Here is an 18,352-nt window from a genome sequence, read left to right as displayed (position 1 = left end):
TCAGGGCTTGCGCCAGGCGCCCTGGCTCTGGCCTTCGCAATACGGCTTGAGATACGCCGCATCAGTGGCCACGCCGTAATAGTGGATATCCTGGCGATAGGGCATATTGGCGACTTGCGCGTTGCTGCACACGCCGAAAGCGCCGCTCGGGCACTGGTCGACGTATCGCACCTCGACCTTCTGCCCGGCCAGCGTCGGTTGGCAGAAGCCGTCATTGAACAATTTCTGCGGAATCGTCCGGTTCTGCTGACAGACTTTGACGTCGAGCCGTTCGCCCTGTGTGTGCACCACGCAGGCCTGAGCCCACGCTTCACTCGACAGCAGCGCCAACAGCAACGACCATCCCGACCAGCGCATCTTCGATCTCCTCAATAACTGTCCGCAGAAAGTACCCGCCATGTTGCAGAACATTCCGATCCACGTCATCGCCGGCCCGTTGGGCGCCGGCAAGACCAGCCTGATTCGCCAGTTGCTGGCGCAACGGCCTGCGGATGAACGCTGGGCGGTGCTGATCAACGAGTTCGGCCAGATTGGTCTGGACGCCGCGTTGCTCTCTCGCGACGACGATGGTATCGCACTGGGTGAGGTGGCCGGGGGCTGCCTGTGTTGCGTCAATGGCGCGCCATTTCAGATCGGCCTCGGCCGCCTGCTGCGCAAGGCCAGGCCGGATCGACTGTTTATCGAGCCATCCGGGCTGGGCCATCCGGCGCAGTTGCTCAAGCAATTGAACGAGGCGCCGTGGCTGGGCGTGCTGGCGGTTCAGCCCTGTGTGCTGGTTCTGGACGCTCAGGCATTGCACGCGGATAGGGCCTTGCCGGACGCCCAGAAGCAAGCATTGACCAGCGCGGGTTTGCTGCTGTTGAACAAGGCGGAAGATCTCGATGAAGCGGTTCGAGAGAAAATCGCCAGTCGGTTGCCGCCCGTCAGACTGATCTGGACGCAGCAAGCGCAACTGCCTCTGAGCGAGCTGCCGGGGCTGGCAGTAAAAGCGAACGAAGGCGCAGGGCATCTGCCGCTGCCCACTGGATTGGCACAGCTGCCAGCGGTCTGGAGCGATCCGGCCGAACCGATTTGCCTGAGTCAGGCGCAGGAGGGTGGATGGAGCATCGGTTGGCGCTGGCATCCGCGGCAGGTATTTGATCAAGCACGCATCGCCGATTGGCTGAGAGCGCTCGACTGGAAGCGGGCCAAACTGCTTATCCACAGCACGGATGGCTGGGTCTCGGCCAATGCGCTGGAGAATGCCGAGCTGAGTTGGCAACCCAGCGAATGGCGAAAAGACTCAAGAATCGAGCTGATCTTCGCTGAACCGCAGAATATCGAACAGCTGCAAGCCGGTTTGGCGGAATGCCGGATTCAGTGAGTCAGCTCAAGGCTTCCACTTGGTATGTTCTTGGCGCCACTGGCTCAGCTCGATGACTTCGGCGCGAGGCTTGTGCACTTCGACCACCGGCGGCGTGTCGTCGAACGGCGCCGGGTAGGGCGCCAGTTCAATCTGCGCACTGTGCGCGCCGAACTGGGTGACGGTGCCGTTGTGGCGGCTTTCGCCGGTCACGGTGAACTCGAAGTTGTAGACCCGCGCCAGTCGCCGGCGACCGTTGGCATCCCTGATCAGACCGATTTTTTTCAGCGCGACGTTACCGTCCAGCAGTTCAACGCCAACATTGGTGCAATGCTGCTTGACCCGCTCCAGCGCGCGCTCGCGCAAGCCGTGGTTGTGCCATAGCCAGGCACCAGCGGCGGCGAACAGCATCAGCACAAAGATGTTTTCCAGGGTCAGCATCGACATCGAACTCCAAATGATGGCGTCAGCTTAACTGTCTCGCCGGTCTGTCGTACAGGCTGTGTTTCGTCGCATACTGCGCGGCTTGAATTTCAATCGTTTTACGGAATGACCCGAATGAAACGTACGCCTCATCTGCTCGCCATCCAGTCCCACGTGGTGTTTGGCCACGCCGGCAACAGCGCTGCGGTTTTTCCGATGCAGCGCGTCGGGGTCAACGTCTGGCCGCTCAACACCGTGCAGTTCTCCAACCACACCCAGTATGGTCAGTGGGCCGGTGAAGTGCTGGCGCCGCAGCAGATTCCCGAGCTGATCGAAGGCATCGCCGCAATTGGCGAGTTGGGCAATTGCGACGCGGTGCTGTCCGGCTATCTCGGCAGCGCCGCGCAGGGACGGGCGATTCTCAGCGGTGTGGCGCGGATCAAAGCGGTCAATCCAAAGATGCTGTATCTGTGTGATCCGGTGATGGGCCATCCGGAGAAAGGCTGCAGCGTGCCCACCGAGGTCAGCGACTTCCTCCTGGATGAGGCCGCGGCCGTGGCGGACATCATGTGCCCGAATCAACTGGAGCTGGACAGTTTTTCCGGGCGCAAGCCGCAGTCGCTGTTCGATTGCCTGGCGATGGCACGGGCGCTGCTGGCGCGCGGGCCGAAAGCGGTACTGGTCAAGCATCTGGATTATCCGGGCAAACCGGCGGATGGCTTCGAAATGTTATTGGTGACGGCTGAGGGCAGTTGGCATTTGCGCCGTCCGTTGCTGGCGTTTCCGCGTCAGCCAGTGGGCGTCGGCGATCTGACCTCTGGTCTGTTCCTGGCCCGGGTGTTGCTGGGCGACAGCCTGCTGGCAGCGTTCGAATTCACCGCAGCGGCAGTGCATGAGGTGTTGCTGGAAACCCAGGCGTGCGCCAGTTACGAGCTGCAACTGGTGCGGGCGCAGGATCGCATTGCGCATCCGCGGGTGAAGTTCGAGGCTACCGCGATCAGTCTGTAAGACCGCGTTGCCCCCATTCGCGAGCAAGCTCGCTCCCACATTTGGTTTGTGTACGCCACAGAGCCTGTGTGGGAGCGAGCTTGCTCGCGAAAGCGTTGTTCAGAGCGCTAAAAATCTCAGGCGTCGCCCTTGATCTCCTGATAACGCTTCTCCAGCTCCTGGCGAATCTGCCGGCGCTGCTGCGCCTGCATGAAGCGGCGTTTGTCTTCGCTGTTCTGCGGTTGCAACGGCGGTACGGCGGCCGGTTTGCGCTGATCATCCACCGCGACCATGGTGAAGAAGCAGCTGTTGGTGTGGCGCACCGAGCGTTCGCGGATGTTTTCGGTGACCACTTTGATGCCAACTTCCATCGACGTGTTGCCGGTGTAGTTGACCGAGGCGAGGAACGTCACCAGTTCGCCGACATGAATCGGCTCGCGGAAAATCACCTGATCCACCGACAGGGTCACCACGTAGCGCCCGGCATAACGGCTGGCGCAGGCGTAAGCCACTTCGTCGAGGTATTTGAGCAGGGTGCCGCCGTGGACATTGCCAGAGAAGTTGGCCATGTCGGGGGTCATCAGTACCGTCATCGACAGCTGGGCGTTTCCGGGTTCCATAACGTTCTCACGGATCAAGGCTGATTGCAGGAAGCGCCTCTGCGGGCACCTGGTGGCTTTTCAAAAAGCACCGTTATCGGGACGCCGCGCGGCGGGCCGCCGTCACGCCGGTAGCGATCTGTTTCCATATATTGCACCGGCTTCCAGAGCGAAGTCGCGGTGTTAACCTGCAAAAGCCCTGCCCAAGGGCAATTCCTACATTAAAAGCGGATTTTTACCCTGCTCGCGCAGAACGTTCTGACGTCTGTCCGCGCGCCTCGTCATCAAGGAGCCCACGCCATGCATGCCATCAGTTTCATTCAGGATCTGGCAGTGATCATGCTGGTCGCGGGCGTGGTAACCGTACTGTTTCATCGTTTCAAACAACCGGTGGTGCTCGGCTACATCGTCGCCGGCTTCATCATCGGCCCGCATACGCCGCCGTTCGGCCTGATTCACGACGAAGAAACCATCAAGACCCTGGCCGAACTCGGGGTGATCTTCCTGATGTTCTGCCTTGGCCTGGAGTTCAGCCTGCGCAAGCTGTTCAAGGTCGGCGCCACGGCGTTCATTGCCGCGTTTCTCGAAATCATCCTGATGATCTGGATCGGCTACGAAATCGGCCGCTGGTTCGACTGGAACACCATGGATTCGTTGTTCCTCGGCGCGATTCTGGCGATCTCCTCCACCACCATCATCGTCAAAGCGCTGAATGATCTGAAGATGAAGAACGAGCGCTTCGCGCAGTTGATCTTCGGTGTGCTGATTGTCGAGGACATCCTTGGCATCGGCATCATTGCGCTGCTGTCGAGCATCGCCGTCAGCGGCACGGTGAGCTCGGGCGAAGTCTTCTCCACGGTCGGCAAGCTGTCGCTGTTCATGATCGTTGCGCTGGTCATCGGCATCCTGCTGGTGCCGCGTCTGCTGGCTTATGTAGCGAAATTCGAAAGCAACGAGATGCTGCTGATCACCGTGCTCGGCCTGTGTTTCGGCTTCTGTCTGCTGGTGGTCAAGCTCGAATACAGCATGGTGCTCGGCGCTTTCCTGATCGGCGCGATCATGGCCGAGTCTCGGCAATTGCTGAAAATCGAACGGCTGGTCGAGCCGGTTCGCGACCTGTTCAGTGCGATCTTTTTTGTCGCCATCGGGCTGATGCTCGACCCGCTGATTCTCATCGAATATGCCTGGCCGATCGCGGTGATCACCGTGGCCGTGGTGCTGGGCAAGATGTTGTCCTGCGGCCTCGGTGCGTTTATCGCCGGCAATGACGGACGGACCTCACTGCGGGTCGGCATGGGTCTGTCACAGATCGGCGAATTTTCCTTCATCATCGCCGCGCTGGGCATGACCTTGCAGGTGACAAGCAACTTCCTCTACCCGGTCGCCGTAGCCGTGTCGGTGATCACCACACTGCTGACGCCGTACCTGATTCGCGCGGCGGATCCGTTGTCGATCAAGCTCTCGGCAGTCGTGCCCAAGCGTCTCGGGCGTGTGCTCGGCATGTATGGCGAATGGTTGCGCAGCATCCAGCCGCAAGGTGAGGGCGCGCTACTGGCGTCGATGATCCGGCGGATCCTGTTGCAGGTCGGGGTCAATCTGGCGCTGGTGATTGCGATCTTCTTTGCCGGCGCATACTTCGCCGAGCGCATGTCGTTGTGGCTGCAGGACTGGATCAGCGATCCGAGCTGGCAGAAGGCACTGATCTGGGGCGGAGCGTTGTTGGTCTCGCTACCATTTCTGATCGCGGCTTATCGCAAGCTCAAGGCGCTGTCGATGCTGCTGGCGGAGATGGGCGTCAAGCCGGAGATGGCCGGGCGTCACACGCAGCGAGTGCGCCGGGTGATCGCCGAAGTGATCCCGATTCTCTCGCTGCTGGTGATTTTCCTGCTGTTGGCAGCCTTGTCGGCCAGTATCCTGCCGACCAACAAGCTGCTGGTGCTGATCGCCGTCGTCGCGGCCGCCGTAGCGGCGCTGCTGTGGCGCTGGTTCATCCGCGTGCATACGCGGATGCAGGTGGCGCTGCTGGAAACCCTCGACAACCACAAGGAGTCGTCGGGGCATTGACCAGCCGGGGCGTGTGGCGGATCAGCTTTCCAGCCAGACGTCCCGCGCCCAGTGCCACACCGATTCCCAGGTTTCTTCGGCAATCAGTTCTTCTTCGGCCTGCCACAGCACCACGGTGCCGTCTTCTTCGACACAGTAGTAGTCATCGCCGTCCTGACAGATCGGGATCAAGCTGCGATCAACACCCACATCCCATGCATTGGCTGCCACGTCCGGCAGGTAGGTGTGCGATTGCGGATCAGTGACGGTCACCGGCTCGAGGCTGCCATAGACCACATCGCTGACGGTCAGCAAAAATTCTTTGAAGACGAATGGAATGTCGATGAACAGTTGTTCTTCGATTTCCACCAGCAGGTCTTCGTCAGGCAACTCCAAAGGAACCGGTACGGGTTCGTTGGCTTCGCGCAGTTGTTCGATGATTTCTTCCACGTCCGGGATCCTCTTGCTGAATGGCGCGGTTTATATGGGCCGGTTTATACAGTAGCTCGCCATAGATGCAACCGTGAAATGAAAAACCCCGGCCGAGGCCGGGGTTCTGTTACCGCAAGTGAAGCGCAGCAGGAATCAGCCGTTCTGGCGGATACCGGCGACCAGCCAAGGCTGGTTGTCGCCCTGCGGACGTTCCATGTTCCAGCTTTCGCTGAACACTTCGCCCTGGTCGAAACGCGAGGTTTTCGACACTCCGGTGAAGGTCAGGGTGGCGATGGTCTTGTCGGCACGATCGTCGACGCCGTCCAGCTGCACCTGAAGGTTGTCGATGTAGGTCGACTGGAAGCCGTCGCCCAGATCCGCACGCTCACGCTTGAGGAACTCAAGCATTTGCGGGGTCACGAACTCGGCGATCTTGTCCATTTCGTTGGCGTCCCAGTGCTGCTGCAGCGACTGGAAGTGGCTGCGCGCAGCTTCAAGGAAGCGCTCTTCGTTGAACCAGGCCGGTGCGTTGATCACCGGACGGGCGGCAGCCGGAGCAGCCGAACCACCGAAGATCGAACCCATGGCGGCAGGCTTCTGCTCGAACACTTCACGCTGCATCGGCGCGCCGGCCGGAGCGAATTGCTCCTGCTGCTTGCGACGACGGGCGGCGATGAAGCGGAAGATCACGAACGCGATCAGGGCCATGATCAGGATGTCGAAGATCTGCATGCCCTGGAAGCCGTCGCCCATGAACATCGATGCGAGCAGGCCACCGGCGGCAATACCCGCCAATGGGCCGAGCCAGCGCGACGCACCGCCGGCCTTGGCCGCGGCGCCAGCAGCACCGGCAGCGCCAGCGGTCGCTGCTGCGCCGCCCACGCCTGGAGAAGAAGGAGCCATCTGGCTGGTCTGGTGCGTCGGCGCAGCGCCGGCGCTTTTGCCACCACCAAAGCGCTTGGCGTTGGCGTCGAGGCTCATCGTCAGGCCGATGCACAACGCCATGGCGATGCTAAGAAAACGTTTCATAAAGGGTATTCCCGTTTTGTGGAGACACGCGCGCCATGTTGCACAGCTGAAGTGTTACTGGCTAGCGAGAGAGTGTTTCGGGCTTTTGCCTGACAGGTTGCGTTCAGCTTGGCGAGGCAATCAGCCGATGTACTTTTGTCTGTAGGAAAAGGCGATAGGTTCAGAGGGATTGATGCACTTGCGCCGCATAACCTGTGGGAGCGAGCAGGCTCGCTCCCACATGGCTTCAGTGCCGGTGGTTAGATCGCTTCCAGCTTGGCATAGCCGAGCATCAGCCACTTGCTGCCTTCGCTGAAGTTCACCTGCACCCGGGCCTGGGCGCCGGAGCCTTCGAAGTTGAGGATCACGCCCTCGCCGAAGATCGAGTGACGTACCGCCTGACCGAGCACAAAACCGGTTTCCGGAATCTCGCTGCCGCTGAACAGGCTGCTGCCGCTCATCGACTGGTTGCCGCCGAACGGTCGGCTGACGCTGTTGGACAGGCGCACTTCCTGAATCAGGCCTTTGGGCACTTCGCGGACGAAACGCGACACCTTGTTGTAGGTTTCGCTGCCATACAGGCGCCGGGTTTCCGCGTAGGTCATGACCAGATTCTGCATCGCCCGGGTGATACCGACGTAAGCCAGACGCCGTTCTTCCTCGAGACGCCCCGGTTCTTCCAGGCTCATTTTGTGCGGGAACAGGCCTTCTTCCATGCCCACGAGGAACACGTAAGGGAATTCCAGGCCTTTGGCGCTGTGCAGGGTCATCAGCTGCACGCTGTCTTCGTGCTCGTCGGCCTGAGTGTCGCCGGCCTCCAGCGATGCGTGGCCGAGGAACGCCGCCAGTGGCGTCAGTTCTTCGTCCTCTTCGGTGTTCTCGAAGTTGCGCGCGGCGCTGACCAGTTCCTCAAGGTTTTCTACCCGGGCCTGGCCTTTCTCACCTTTTTCCGCTTCGTGATAAGCGATCAGGCCGGACTGCTCGATGACGGTTTGCGTCATCAGGTGCAGCGGCATCTCGGCGCACTTGGCAGCGAGGTTCTCGATCAGTTCGATGAACGCACCGAGCGCGCTCGCTGCACGGCCGGTCAGGCCTTTGTTGGCCACCAGTAGGCGCATCGCTTCCCACATCGACACGTCGCTGTGTCGCGCATGCTCGCGAATCGCTTCGACGGTTTTCTCGCCGATGCCCCGGGCCGGCACGTTGATCACTCGCTCCAGCGCCGCGTCGTTGCCGCGACCCTCAAGCAAACGCAGGTACGCCATGGCGTTCTTGATTTCCGCGCGTTCGAAGAAGCGCTGACCGCCATAGATGCGGTACGGGATGCGCTCGCGCAGCAGGGCTTCTTCAAGCACCCGCGACTGGGCGTTGGAGCGGTACAGAATGGCGATATCGCTACGGGCCAGACCGGTTTTCAGCGCGCTTTCGATGGTTTCCACCACGTAACGGGCTTCGTCGTGCTCGTTGAACGCGGCGTACAGATTGATCGCTTCGCCGTCGCCACCGTCGGTCCACAGCTCTTTACCGAGACGCCCGGTGTTGTTGGCGATCAAAGCGTTGGCGGCTTTGAGGATGCCGGCGGTGGAGCGGTAATTCTGTTCCAGACGAATCGTCTCGGAGTCCGGGAAGTCGGAAGAGTACTGATGGATGTTCTCGATCTTCGCCCCGCGCCAGCCGTAAATCGACTGGTCGTCGTCGCCGACCACCATCAGGCTGTCGCCGCCCTTGCCGAGCAGGCGCAACCAGGCGTACTGCACGGCGTTGGTGTCCTGGAACTCGTCGACCAGAATGTGCCGGAAGCGCTTTTGGTAGTGCGCCAGCAGGCCGGGGTGATCGCGCCACAGATCGAGGGCGCGCAGCAGCAGTTCGGAGAAATCGATCACGCCAGCCCGCAGGCACGCCGCCTCGTAGGCTTCGTAGATGCCGCGCATGGTGGCGAGGAACAGGTCGCCGCTGGCCTGAATGTGTTGCGGCCGCAGACCTTCATCTTTCTGGCCGTTGATGAACCACTGCGCCTGACGCGCCGGCCAGCGTTGCTCGTCCAGGCCCAGTTCGCGGATCACCCGCTTGACCAGACGCTGCTGGTCATCGCTGTCAAGAATCTGGAAGGTCTGGCTCAGGCCCGCCTCCTGCCAGTGCGCCCGCAGCAAACGGTGCGCGAGGCCGTGGAAGGTGCCGACCCACATGCCGGCCGGGTTGATGCCCAGCAACTGCTCGATGCGATGGCGCATCTCGGCAGCGGCCTTGTTGGTGAAGGTCACCGACAGGATGGAGTGAGGCGAGGCGTTTTCGACCTGGATCAACCAGGCGATACGGTGCACCAGCACTCGGGTTTTACCGGAACCGGCGCCGGCCAGGACCAACTGACGGCCAACGGGGGCTGCTACGGCCTGGCGTTGGGCATCGTTGAGGGAGTTCAGCAGAAGGGAGAGATCATCGCGCATCGGGGCATTCTAGGGTGCGCCGCAGGCCCGGGCAAACCGTGCGTTGCATTAGCCGATGAAAGTGCTGCCGATGACGACCGGTCGGTCACTGGCTGCAGGCTTCGGCCCGTCTCGCCTGAGCGGTTGCAGTGGTGCGCAAGCGACGGAAAATTTCCCTGCAATTGTGATCCGCAGCAGTTTGGCATCGGGATCGGCTTGTGTATGCTCCGTCCACGTTTCGGGCGCACGCCCTCCTTATAAGAACAAGAACGTTGCCCATGATCCTCAGCGCCGAACTGTCGGGGCCCTCCGTGGACCCCCGGGTGATCCGCAAGCACTATGCCGTCGAAATGGCGGTGGAGCGCACGCGTCTGCTGTATCAGGGCTCGCTGTTGCCCACGCTGTTCATGTTGATCAATGGTCTGGTCTGCGCCGCTTTGCTCTGGAGCCCGCAGCGCTACTTCGTGGTCAGCGTCTGGCTGGTGTGGCTGCTGTCGCTGGTCGCGCTGCGGGTGATTCAGGTAGCCGCGTTCGATTCGGCGATTCCCGATCGTCAGGCCCAGCCGATCTGGTTCCGCATGTTCCTGCTCGGTTCGACCATGACCGGCCTGACGCTGGCCGGAGCCGGCATCGCTCTGGTACCCGCTGACAACTTCATGCAGCAAGCCTGGGTGTTCGGCCTGATCGGCGCGGCAACGCTGTCGGCCAGCGTCGCCTACGCGGTGAGCCTGCCGGCGTTCCTCTCGTTTACCTTGCCGTGCCTGCTGCCAGCGATCGGCTACCTGTTCTGGGGCGGCGACGATCAGGCCCGGGGCTGGGGCTGGCTGGGTCTGATCCTGCTCGGTTCGCTGAGCGTGGTGGCATGGCAGGTCAATCGATTGATCGACCGTGGATTGCTGCGGCGCTTCCAGAATCAGCACCTGATCGAGCATTTGCAGCAAGCGCAGACGCGCAGCGAACAACTCAATCAGGAGCTGGGCAAAGAGATCGAACAGCGCCGCTGTGCCGAGGCGCAGTTGCGTGAAGCGCAGGTCGATCTCGAAGATCGCGTGGCCCAGCGCAGCCGCGAACTGGATGCCGCCAATCAGGCCCTGAGCAAAAGCGAAGCGCGCCTGGCGCTGGCGCTCAAGGCCAGTGAGCTCGGATTGTGGGACTGGAACCTGCAGACCGACGAGGTCCATCACACGCAGATTCAGGAACTGTTCGGCCTCGCCCCGGAATACGTCACCGCGCTGCTGCGCGACCTCAAGCCACGACTGCATCCTGAAGATGTGCCGTCACTCAAGTTCGCCCTGGTCGAGCATCTGAAGGGGCGCACCGAGGATTATCAGGTCGAATATCGCCTGCGCCATGGCGACGGCCACTGGGTGTGGATCGAGGACCGTGGCCGCGCCGTAGAGCGCAGCGCCAACGGCCGGGTGATCCGCATGGTCGGCACTCGCCGCGATATCAGCGCCAGCAAAAGCCTTGAAGAGCAGCAGCGGCTGGCGGCGACGGTGTTTGAAGCGGCCAGCGAAGGCATCGTGATTCTCGACCCGAACTACGCGCTGATTGCGATCAACCAGGCGTTCAGCCGGGTCACCGGTTACGAGATCGACGACATGCTCGGGCGCAACGTCGTCGAGTTGCCCTGCAGCCGCGATGCCCGTCGTCACTACGTGGCGATCCGTCATGCGCTGGAGCAGCACGGCAGTTGGCAGGGCGAGCTCGTGGAAACCCGCAAGAACGGCGAGCTGTATCCGCAGTGGCTGCAACTCAATGCCGTGCGTGATAGCCGTGGCAATGTCAGCCACATCGTCGGCTTCTTCGCCGATCTCTCGGCGCGGCGGGCCTCGGAAGAACGCCTGCGCTATCTGACCCATTACGACGAGCTCACCGGCCTGGCCAACCGTTCGCTGTTCCGCGAGCGCCTGCACGAAGCCCATCAGCGGGTGCGCCAGGGCGGGCGCCGCAGTCTGGCGTTGCTGCACATCAATCTCGATCGCTTCAAATTGCTCAATGACAGCCTCGGCCACGAAGTCGCCGATCAGCTGCTGCAAAAAATGGCGCGGCGGCTGGTCAATGCCTTGCCGGAAGCCGACACCATTGCGCGCCTGTCCGGTGACGAATTTGCCGTGCTGTTCGATGCCTACGGCAATCTGTCGAGCCTGGCACGGGTAGCGACGCGGTTGTCGGCCAAGCTGCGTTTGCCGCTGAGCGTTGACGGGCATGAACTGGTGGTCAGCGCTTCGATGGGCATCAGCCTGTTGCCGGACAACGCGCGTGAGATCTCGGCGCTGGTCAGCCAGTCGAACATGGCCATGCAACATGCCAAACATCTGGGCGGCAACAATTTCCAGTTCTTCACCGACAGCCTGCAAGCCAGCACACTCGAACGTTTGCAGCTGGAAAACCACCTGCGCAGGGCCATTGAAGAACAGCAACTGACGGTGTTCTACCAACCGAAACTGTGCCTGCAAACCGGCCGCATGAATGCCGCTGAAGCACTGGTGCGCTGGGATCATCCGAGCATGGGCCAGGTGCCGCCGGCGGATTTCATTGGCCTGGCCGAAGAGACCGGTCTGATCGGGCCGATCGGCGAGTTCGTTTTGCGCCAGGCGTGCTGGCAAGCGTGCGAATGGCAGCGCCAGGGCCTGGCGCCGATCCGCGTGTCGGTGAACCTGTCGGTGCATCAGCTGCGTCAGGGCAAGCTGGTCAGTCTGGTCCGGCAGGTGCTGGAAGAAACCGGGCTGGCGCCGCATTATCTCGAGCTGGAGCTGACCGAAAGTCATTTGCTCGACAGCGTCGAACACATCATTGCGACGTTCCAGCAACTGCGCGATCTGGGAGTGAAACTGGCGATCGATGATTTCGGTACCGGGTATTCGTCGTTGAGTTACCTCAAGCGCATTCCGGTGGATTACGTGAAGATCGATCAGGCGTTCATTCGCGGCTTGAGCGAGGGCAGTGCGGACGCGGCGATCACTCGCGCGATCATCGCCATGGCCCACGGGCTGGCCCTGAAAGTCGTGGCCGAGGGCGTCGAACGTGAGGATCAGCTGGCATTTCTGCGCGCCGAACACTGCGACGAGGTGCAGGGTTATCTGATCAGCCGGCCGGTAGACGCTGCTTGTCTGGCCGGCCTTTTGCGTGATCAGAAAAACCCGCAGTAAGGGCTACATGCTCCTCAGCGTGCCTGCCGCCGGGACATCGAGTTACGCATTGAGCAGGCAAAATGCCCATTCATGTAGTATAACTACAAGCTTGCTACATCCTTGCCCACAAGAAGAGTCCAGCCCCTTGAATCTGCTGCAACACATCGCCCAGTCACGTCACCTGTTACGCAAGTCGGAGCTCAAGGTCGCCGACCACGTGCTGCTTGACCCTGCGGCAGTGATGCACAGTTCCATGGCCGACCTGGCTCACAGCGTCGGCATCAGCGAGCCGACCATCGTGCGTTTCTGCCGCGCCATCGGTTGTTCCGGCTTTCAGGATCTCAAACTGAAACTGGCGCAAAGCCTGGCCGCCGGCGCCAGCTTCGGCCAGTTCGCGATCCACGAAGACGACTCCGTCGCCGACTACAGCCTGAAGATTTTCGACACCACGCTGCACACCCTGATGGAAGTGCGCGAGAAGCTCGACCCGGTCGAGTTGCAGCGCGCGGTGACGCTGATGTCCCAGGCGCAGCGTGTCGAGTTCTACGGCTTCGGTGCTTCCGGTGCGGTGGCCGCGGATGCACAGCACAAGTTCTTCCGTTTGCTGCTGACCGCGGCGGCGTACTCCGACCCGCACATGCAGGCCATGTCAGCCGTTACTTTGAAACCGACTGATGTGGCGATCTGTATTTCCCAGTCGGGGCGCTCCAAGGATTTGCTGATCACCGCTAACCTCGTTCGCGAAAGCGGGGCGTCGTTGATCACCCTGTGTCCGAGCCAGACGCCGTTGGCCGAACTGTCGACCGTCAATCTGGCGATCGATGTGCACGAAGACACCGAGATCTATACGCCGCTGACCTCGCGAATCGCCCACCTGGTGGTGATCGACGTGCTGGCGATGGGCGTGGCCATGGCGCGCGGGCCGAGCCTGGTCAATCACCTCAAGAGCGTCAAGCGCAGTCTGCGCAGTTTGCGTTTGTCTCCAAAAGCCGTGAAAGCCCTGGATGACTGAGCAAGGTCGTTCCGACCTTGTTCGCGAGCAGGCTCGCTCCCACAGGGGATCTCCTGAGAACATAAATTCTGGGTCATAACGGGATAAGATGTGGGAGCGAGCCTGCTCGCGAAAGCGCCCTCCAAAAAACCACATTCCTGCGCACATTTCATCACATTGTCATCCCCGCGCAGCCAAATCGTCATCCCCCATGCCTATCGTGAAACTCCCGTACTCGCCTTGGGAGAATCGAAATGGCTCAGCCCTACGAAGAACGCAACAGCGCCGCGAAAACCCGTCGTCAGCAGGAAGATCAGCGCCGCATGGAATTCCGCCGCGCAATCGAGGATCGCTTCGAACTTCGCCAGCTTCAGGCCGAGATCGGCGATTTTCCCGAAATCACGCACTGGCAGGCGACCCCCGCAGCTTCCCGTCGAAGCGCTCAACCAACGCAATAATCTGCGCCCGCTCGCTGCGGATAAACGCCAGGAAGGCGTGCGCCACCGGTGACAGCCGCTTGGCTTTGGCCTGCACCAGACACCAGCTGCGCAGCAGCGGCAACTCTTCGACCGGCAGCTCGACCAGGCCGCCGGTCGCCAGCTCCAGGTTCAGGGCGTGGCGCGTCAGCAGCGCCAGGCCCAGACCCGCCACCACGCATTCGCGCTGGGCTTCGGCCGAGGCTACCTCCTGGGTCTGGGTGAAGTGCACGCGCTTTTCCTTGAAATATTCTTCGCAGGCCAGACGTGTGCCCGAGCCCGGCTCGCGGATCAGCAGCGTATACGGCTCCAGATCCTGCAAGCGCAACGGGCCCATGTGCGCCAGCGGATGATCCGGGCGCGCGACGGCGACAATCGGATTGTTGAGAAACGGCAGAAATTCCAGGCCCATGTCCTGCGGCACCATCGACATGATCACCAGATCATCGCGATTGTCCGAGAGGCGGCGAATGACCTGGCCACGGTTGACCACAGTCAGCTGCAAATTGACTTCCGGATGCTGGCGCTTGAACGCGGCGAACAAATGCGGCACGAAATATTTGGCGCTCGATTCCACTGCCAGTTTCAGCTGACCCTGCAGCGAACCCTGCATGTCCGACAGTTGCATATCGAGGTTTTCCAGCCGCCCGAAAATGTCGCGACTGGCACGTTGGAGCGCTTCCGCCGCCTCGGTCATGTAGAGTTTTTTGCCGACATAGTCGAACAGCGGCTGACCGATCAGCTCTTCAAGCTGACGAATCTGTAGGCTCACGGCCGGTTGTGTGAGGGACATTTCCTCAGCAGCGCGGCTGTAGGAACGTAAATCACACACCTCATTGAAGATCTGCAACTGACGCAATGTCATACGCATCAATGACTTACGCATTTTATTCAGGCTCTCACGGCACACGGATGTTGCGACTATAAGTGTTTACTTATGCCTGACCCAATTTTTATTCATTTTTGTTAATCCCTCAGCAGCGCTAGTGTGGACCTGCGACTGAATTGAAACATTTGGTCACGCGTCGACCTGGCTCCAGCAGGTCGTGGTGCCACCGGCTCAAGGGAATTTCCAAGTGATAAAAAAGATCCTGATCGCCAACCGTGGTGAGATTGCCGTACGCATCGTACGAGCCTGCGCCGAAATGGGCATTCGCTCGGTTGCAATTTTCTCCGATGCCGATCGCCATGCCTTGCATGTGAAGCGTGCGGACGAGGCCCACAGCGTGGGTGCCGAGCCACTGGCCGGCTATCTGAACCCGCGCAAGCTGGTGAACCTGGCGGTGGAAACCGGCTGCGATGCGCTGCACCCCGGCTACGGCTTCCTTTCGGAAAACGCCGAGCTGGCGGAAATCTGCGCTGAGCGCGGCATCAAATTCATCGGCCCGTCGGCGGAAGTCATCCGGCGCATGGGCGACAAGACCGAAGCGCGCCGCAGCATGATCAAGGCCGGCGTACCGGTGACGCCTGGTACCGAGGGCAACGTCTCCGGCATCGAAGAAGCCTTGGTCGAAGGCGACCGCATCGGTTACCCGGTAATGCTCAAGGCCACCTCCGGTGGTGGCGGTCGCGGTATCCGTCGCTGCAACAGCCGCGAAGAACTCGAACAGAACTTCCCCCGGGTCATCTCCGAAGCCACCAAGGCGTTCGGTTCGGCGGAAGTGTTCCTGGAAAAATGCATCGTCAATCCCAAGCACATCGAGGCGCAGATCCTTGGCGACAGCTTCGGCAACGTCGTGCATCTGTTCGAGCGTGACTGCTCGATCCAGCGCCGCAATCAGAAGCTGATCGAGATCGCGCCGAGCCCGCAACTGACCCCGGAACAGCGCGCCTACATCGGCGACCTGTCGGTCCGTGCGGCCAAGGCAGTGGGTTACGAGAATGCCGGCACCGTGGAGTTCCTGCTCGCCGAGGGCGAGGTGTACTTCATGGAAATGAACACGCGGGTGCAAGTGGAACACACCATCACCGAAGAAATCACCGGCATCGACATCGTCCGCGAACAGATTCGCATCGCCTCCGGCCTGCCGCTGTCGGTGAAGCAGGAAGACATTCAGCACCGAGGCTTTGCGTTGCAGTTCCGTATCAACGCCGAAGACCCGAAGAACAACTTCCTGCCGAGCTTCGGCAAAATTACCCGTTACTACGCCCCCGGCGGCCCGGGCGTGCGCACCGACACGGCAATCTACACCGGCTACACCATTCCGCCGTTCTACGACTCGATGTGCCTGAAGCTGGTGGTCTGGGCGCTGACCTGGGAAGAGGCGATGGACCGTGGTCTGCGGGCGCTGGACGACATGCGTCTGCAAGGCGTGAAGACCACCGCCGCCTACTACCAGGAAATCCTGCGCAACCCGGAATTCCGTAGCGGCCAGTTCAACACCAGCTTCGTTGAAAGCCACCCGGAACTGACCAACTACTCGATCAAGCGCAAACCCGAAGAGCTGGCCCTGGCCATCGCCGCCGCCATCGCCGCCCACGCAGGCCTGTGAGGAATACAAGAATGAGCAAGAAAATCTTCGTAACAGACACCATCCTGCGCGACGCTCACCAATCGCTGCTCGCCACCCGCATGCGCACCGAAGACATGCTGCCGATCTGCGACAAGCTCGACAAGGTCGGCTACTGGTCGCTGGAATGCTGGGGCGGCGCGACGTTCGACGCCTGTGTGCGCTTTCTCAAGGAAGACCCGTGGGAGCGCCTGCGCCAACTGCGTGCGGCGTTGCCCAACACCCGTCTGCAAATGCTCCTGCGCGGGCAGAATCTGCTCGGCTATCGCCATTACAGCGACGACGTGGTCAAAGCTTTCGTCGCCAAGGCAGCGGTGAACGGCATCGATGTGTTCCGCATTTTCGATGCGATGAACGATGTGCGCAACCTGCGCGTGGCCATTGAAGCGGTGAAGGCTGCCGGCAAACACGCACAGGGCACCATCGCCTATACCACCAGTCCGGTGCACACCATCGAGGCCTTCGTCACCCAGGCCAAGCAAATGGAGTCCATGGGCTGCGACTCGGTAGCGATCAAGGACATGGCCGGTCTGCTGACCCCGTATGCCACCGGTGAACTGGTGCGCGCGTTGAAAGCCGAGCAGTCGTTGCCGGTGTTCATCCACTCCCACGACACCGCTGGCCTGGCCGCCATGTGCCAGCTCAAGGCGATCGAAAACGGCGCCGATCACATCGACACCGCAATCTCCAGCTTCGCCTCGGGCACCAGCCATCCGGGCACCGAGTCGATGGTTGCCGCGCTCAAGGGCACCGAGTACGACACCGGCCTGAATCTGGAACTGCTCCAGGAAATCGGCCTGTACTTCTATGCCGTGCGCAAGAAGTACCACCAGTTCGAAAGCGAATTCACCGCCGTCGACACCCGTGTGCAGGTCAACCAGGTGCCGGGCGGGATGATTTCCAACCTCGCCAACCAGTTGAAAGAGCAGGGCGCTCTGAACCGCATGAGCGAAGTGCTCGCAGAAATCCCGCGCGTGCGTGAAGACCTTGGCTTCCCGCCGCTGGTGACTCCAACCTCGCAGATCGTCGGCACCCAGGCATTTTTCAACGTACTGGCCGGCGAGCGCTACAAGACCATCACCAACGAAGTGAAGCTGTACCTGCAGGGCGGTTACGGCAAGGCGCCGGGCGTGGTTAACGAGAAGCTGCGCCGTCAGGCGATCGGCAGCGAAGACGTCATCGACGTGCGCCCGGCCGACCTGCTCAAGCCGGAAATGACCAAGTTGCGTGCCGATATCGGCGCACTGGCCAAATCCGAAGAAGACGTACTGACCTTCGCCATGTTCCCGGACATCGGCCGCAAGTTCCTCGAAGAGCGTGCCGCCGGCACCCTCACGCCGGAAGTGCTGTTGCCAATCCCGGAAGCGGGCGCCGTTGCTTCGGCGGGCGGCGAAGGCGTGCCGACCGAGTTCGTCATCGACGTCCACGGCGAAACCTATCGCGTCGACATCACCGGTGTCGGCGTCAAGGCTGAAGGCAAGCGCCACTTCTATCTGTCCATCGACGGCATGCCGGAAGAAGTGGTGTTCGAGCCGCTCAACGAATTCGTTGGCGGCGGCAGCAGCAAACGCAAACAGGCCTCGGCACCAGGCCATGTCAGCACCACCATGCCCGGCAACATCGTCGATGTGCTGGTCAAGGAGGGCGACAGCGTCAAGGCTGGCCAGGCGGTACTGATCACCGAAGCGATGAAGATGGAAACCGAAGTCCAGGCCGCCATTGCCGGCAAGGTTGCCGCGATTCATGTGGCCAAGGGCGACCGGGTCAACCCGGGCGAAATCCTCATCGAGATCGAAGGCTGAGATAACAGTCGCGATCCAACGCTTTAAACCTCGGGGGAGCATGTGCTCCCCTTTTTTTTGCCTGTGATTTTCGACCTTGTCAGGTCATTGCCAAGGATCACATGTGGGAGCGAGCCTGCTCGCGAATGCGCCAGGTCAGCCAATAGCATCTTTGTATGATCCAGCGCTTTCGCGAGCAGGCT

The 18,352-nt window shown here is 61.1% G+C and carries 15 protein-coding genes; 8 read left to right on the top strand and 7 right to left on the bottom strand.

What is annotated here, in order from left to right; all coding sequences use genetic code 11:
- A complete protein-coding gene (locus QMX86_RS00840) occupies nucleotides 1-357 on the bottom strand; it encodes a hypothetical protein (protein WP_039757255.1) in 357 nt (118 codons plus the stop codon).
- Between the two features lie 40 nt (nucleotides 358-397).
- Here QMX86_RS00840 and QMX86_RS00835 point away from each other — a divergent pair, with 40 nt between their 5' ends.
- Nucleotides 398-1,363, top strand: a complete 966-nt coding sequence (locus QMX86_RS00835) for a CobW family GTP-binding protein (RefSeq protein WP_282385475.1) — start codon at nucleotides 398-400, stop codon at nucleotides 1,361-1,363.
- A gap of 6 nt (nucleotides 1,364-1,369) precedes the next feature.
- Here QMX86_RS00835 and QMX86_RS00830 read toward each other — a convergent pair whose 3' ends face one another.
- Nucleotides 1,370-1,783: a DUF3301 domain-containing protein gene (locus QMX86_RS00830; protein WP_038861179.1), complete on the bottom strand. Its 414-nt coding sequence runs from the start codon at nucleotides 1,781-1,783 to the stop codon at nucleotides 1,370-1,372.
- A gap of 117 nt (nucleotides 1,784-1,900) precedes the next feature.
- Between QMX86_RS00830 and pdxY the strand changes: the two genes are divergently transcribed.
- Complete coding sequence (gene pdxY, locus QMX86_RS00825) at nucleotides 1,901-2,773, top strand: pyridoxal kinase PdxY (RefSeq protein WP_042608042.1); 873 nt, start codon at nucleotides 1,901-1,903, stop codon at nucleotides 2,771-2,773.
- Nucleotides 2,774-2,889: 116 nt separating this feature from the next.
- On the opposite strand, the gene QMX86_RS00820 is transcribed toward pdxY, so the two are convergent.
- A complete protein-coding gene (locus tag QMX86_RS00820) occupies nucleotides 2,890-3,372 on the bottom strand; it encodes an acyl-CoA thioesterase (protein WP_016772447.1) in 483 nt (160 codons plus the stop codon).
- A gap of 279 nt (nucleotides 3,373-3,651) precedes the next feature.
- On the opposite strand from QMX86_RS00820, the gene QMX86_RS00815 reads away from it, so the two are divergent.
- On the top strand, nucleotides 3,652-5,415 hold the full coding sequence (locus tag QMX86_RS00815) for a cation:proton antiporter (RefSeq protein WP_056790983.1): 1,764 nt from the start codon (nucleotides 3,652-3,654) through the stop codon (nucleotides 5,413-5,415).
- A gap of 21 nt (nucleotides 5,416-5,436) precedes the next feature.
- Here QMX86_RS00815 and QMX86_RS00810 read toward each other — a convergent pair whose 3' ends face one another.
- The 3 genes from QMX86_RS00810 to uvrD all read right to left on the bottom strand — a co-directional run bounded on the left by QMX86_RS00810 (nucleotide 5,437) and on the right by uvrD (nucleotide 9,278).
- Nucleotides 5,437-5,844, bottom strand: coding sequence for an SMI1/KNR4 family protein (locus tag QMX86_RS00810; protein WP_038359443.1), 408 nt, complete (start codon nucleotides 5,842-5,844; stop codon nucleotides 5,437-5,439).
- 135 nt (nucleotides 5,845-5,979) lie between these two features.
- Nucleotides 5,980-6,855: a Tim44 domain-containing protein gene (locus tag QMX86_RS00805; protein WP_016772449.1), complete on the bottom strand. Its 876-nt coding sequence runs from the start codon at nucleotides 6,853-6,855 to the stop codon at nucleotides 5,980-5,982.
- 239 nt (nucleotides 6,856-7,094) lie between these two features.
- Complete coding sequence (uvrD, locus tag QMX86_RS00800) at nucleotides 7,095-9,278, bottom strand: DNA helicase II (RefSeq protein ID WP_016772450.1); 2,184 nt, start codon at nucleotides 9,276-9,278, stop codon at nucleotides 7,095-7,097.
- Between the two features lie 257 nt (nucleotides 9,279-9,535).
- Between uvrD and QMX86_RS00795 the strand changes: the two genes are divergently transcribed.
- The 3 genes from QMX86_RS00795 (at nucleotide 9,536) to QMX86_RS00785 (ending at nucleotide 13,840) form a co-directional block, all read left to right on the top strand.
- On the top strand, nucleotides 9,536-12,409 hold the full coding sequence (locus tag QMX86_RS00795; protein ID WP_282386038.1) for a GGDEF domain-containing phosphodiesterase: 2,874 nt from the start codon (nucleotides 9,536-9,538) through the stop codon (nucleotides 12,407-12,409).
- 127 nt (nucleotides 12,410-12,536) lie between these two features.
- Nucleotides 12,537-13,403, top strand: coding sequence for a transcriptional regulator HexR (gene hexR / locus QMX86_RS00790; RefSeq protein ID WP_007962240.1), 867 nt, complete (start codon nucleotides 12,537-12,539; stop codon nucleotides 13,401-13,403).
- Between the two features lie 233 nt (nucleotides 13,404-13,636).
- Entirely contained in the window at nucleotides 13,637-13,840 is a 204-nt protein-coding gene (locus tag QMX86_RS00785; protein ID WP_083386923.1) for a hypothetical protein, read from the top strand.
- Here QMX86_RS00785 and QMX86_RS00780 read toward each other — a convergent pair.
- On the bottom strand, nucleotides 13,782-14,744 hold the full coding sequence (locus tag QMX86_RS00780; protein ID WP_071171371.1) for a LysR family transcriptional regulator: 963 nt from the start codon (nucleotides 14,742-14,744) through the stop codon (nucleotides 13,782-13,784). The genes QMX86_RS00785 and QMX86_RS00780 overlap by 59 nt on opposite strands.
- A gap of 190 nt (nucleotides 14,745-14,934) precedes the next feature.
- Here QMX86_RS00780 and QMX86_RS00775 point away from each other — a divergent pair, with 190 nt between their 5' ends.
- Nucleotides 14,935-16,350 (top strand): acetyl-CoA carboxylase biotin carboxylase subunit, encoded by a 1,416-nt coding sequence (locus QMX86_RS00775; protein ID WP_024014853.1) that lies wholly within the window; start codon nucleotides 14,935-14,937, stop codon nucleotides 16,348-16,350.
- Nucleotides 16,351-16,361: 11 nt separating this feature from the next.
- Nucleotides 16,362-18,170, top strand: a complete 1,809-nt coding sequence (gene oadA / locus QMX86_RS00770; RefSeq protein ID WP_282386042.1) for a sodium-extruding oxaloacetate decarboxylase subunit alpha — start codon at nucleotides 16,362-16,364, stop codon at nucleotides 18,168-18,170.
- Nucleotides 18,171-18,352 lie beyond the last annotated feature (182 nt).

Origin of the sequence: Pseudomonas sp. PS01270 (assembly GCF_029959775.1) — a bacterium.
GTDB classification, from domain to species: Bacteria; Pseudomonadota; Gammaproteobacteria; order Pseudomonadales; family Pseudomonadaceae; genus Aquipseudomonas; species Aquipseudomonas atacamensis.
Note: the sequence above shows the minus strand (reverse complement) of the source record. Positions and strands in the feature narration are given on the sequence as shown.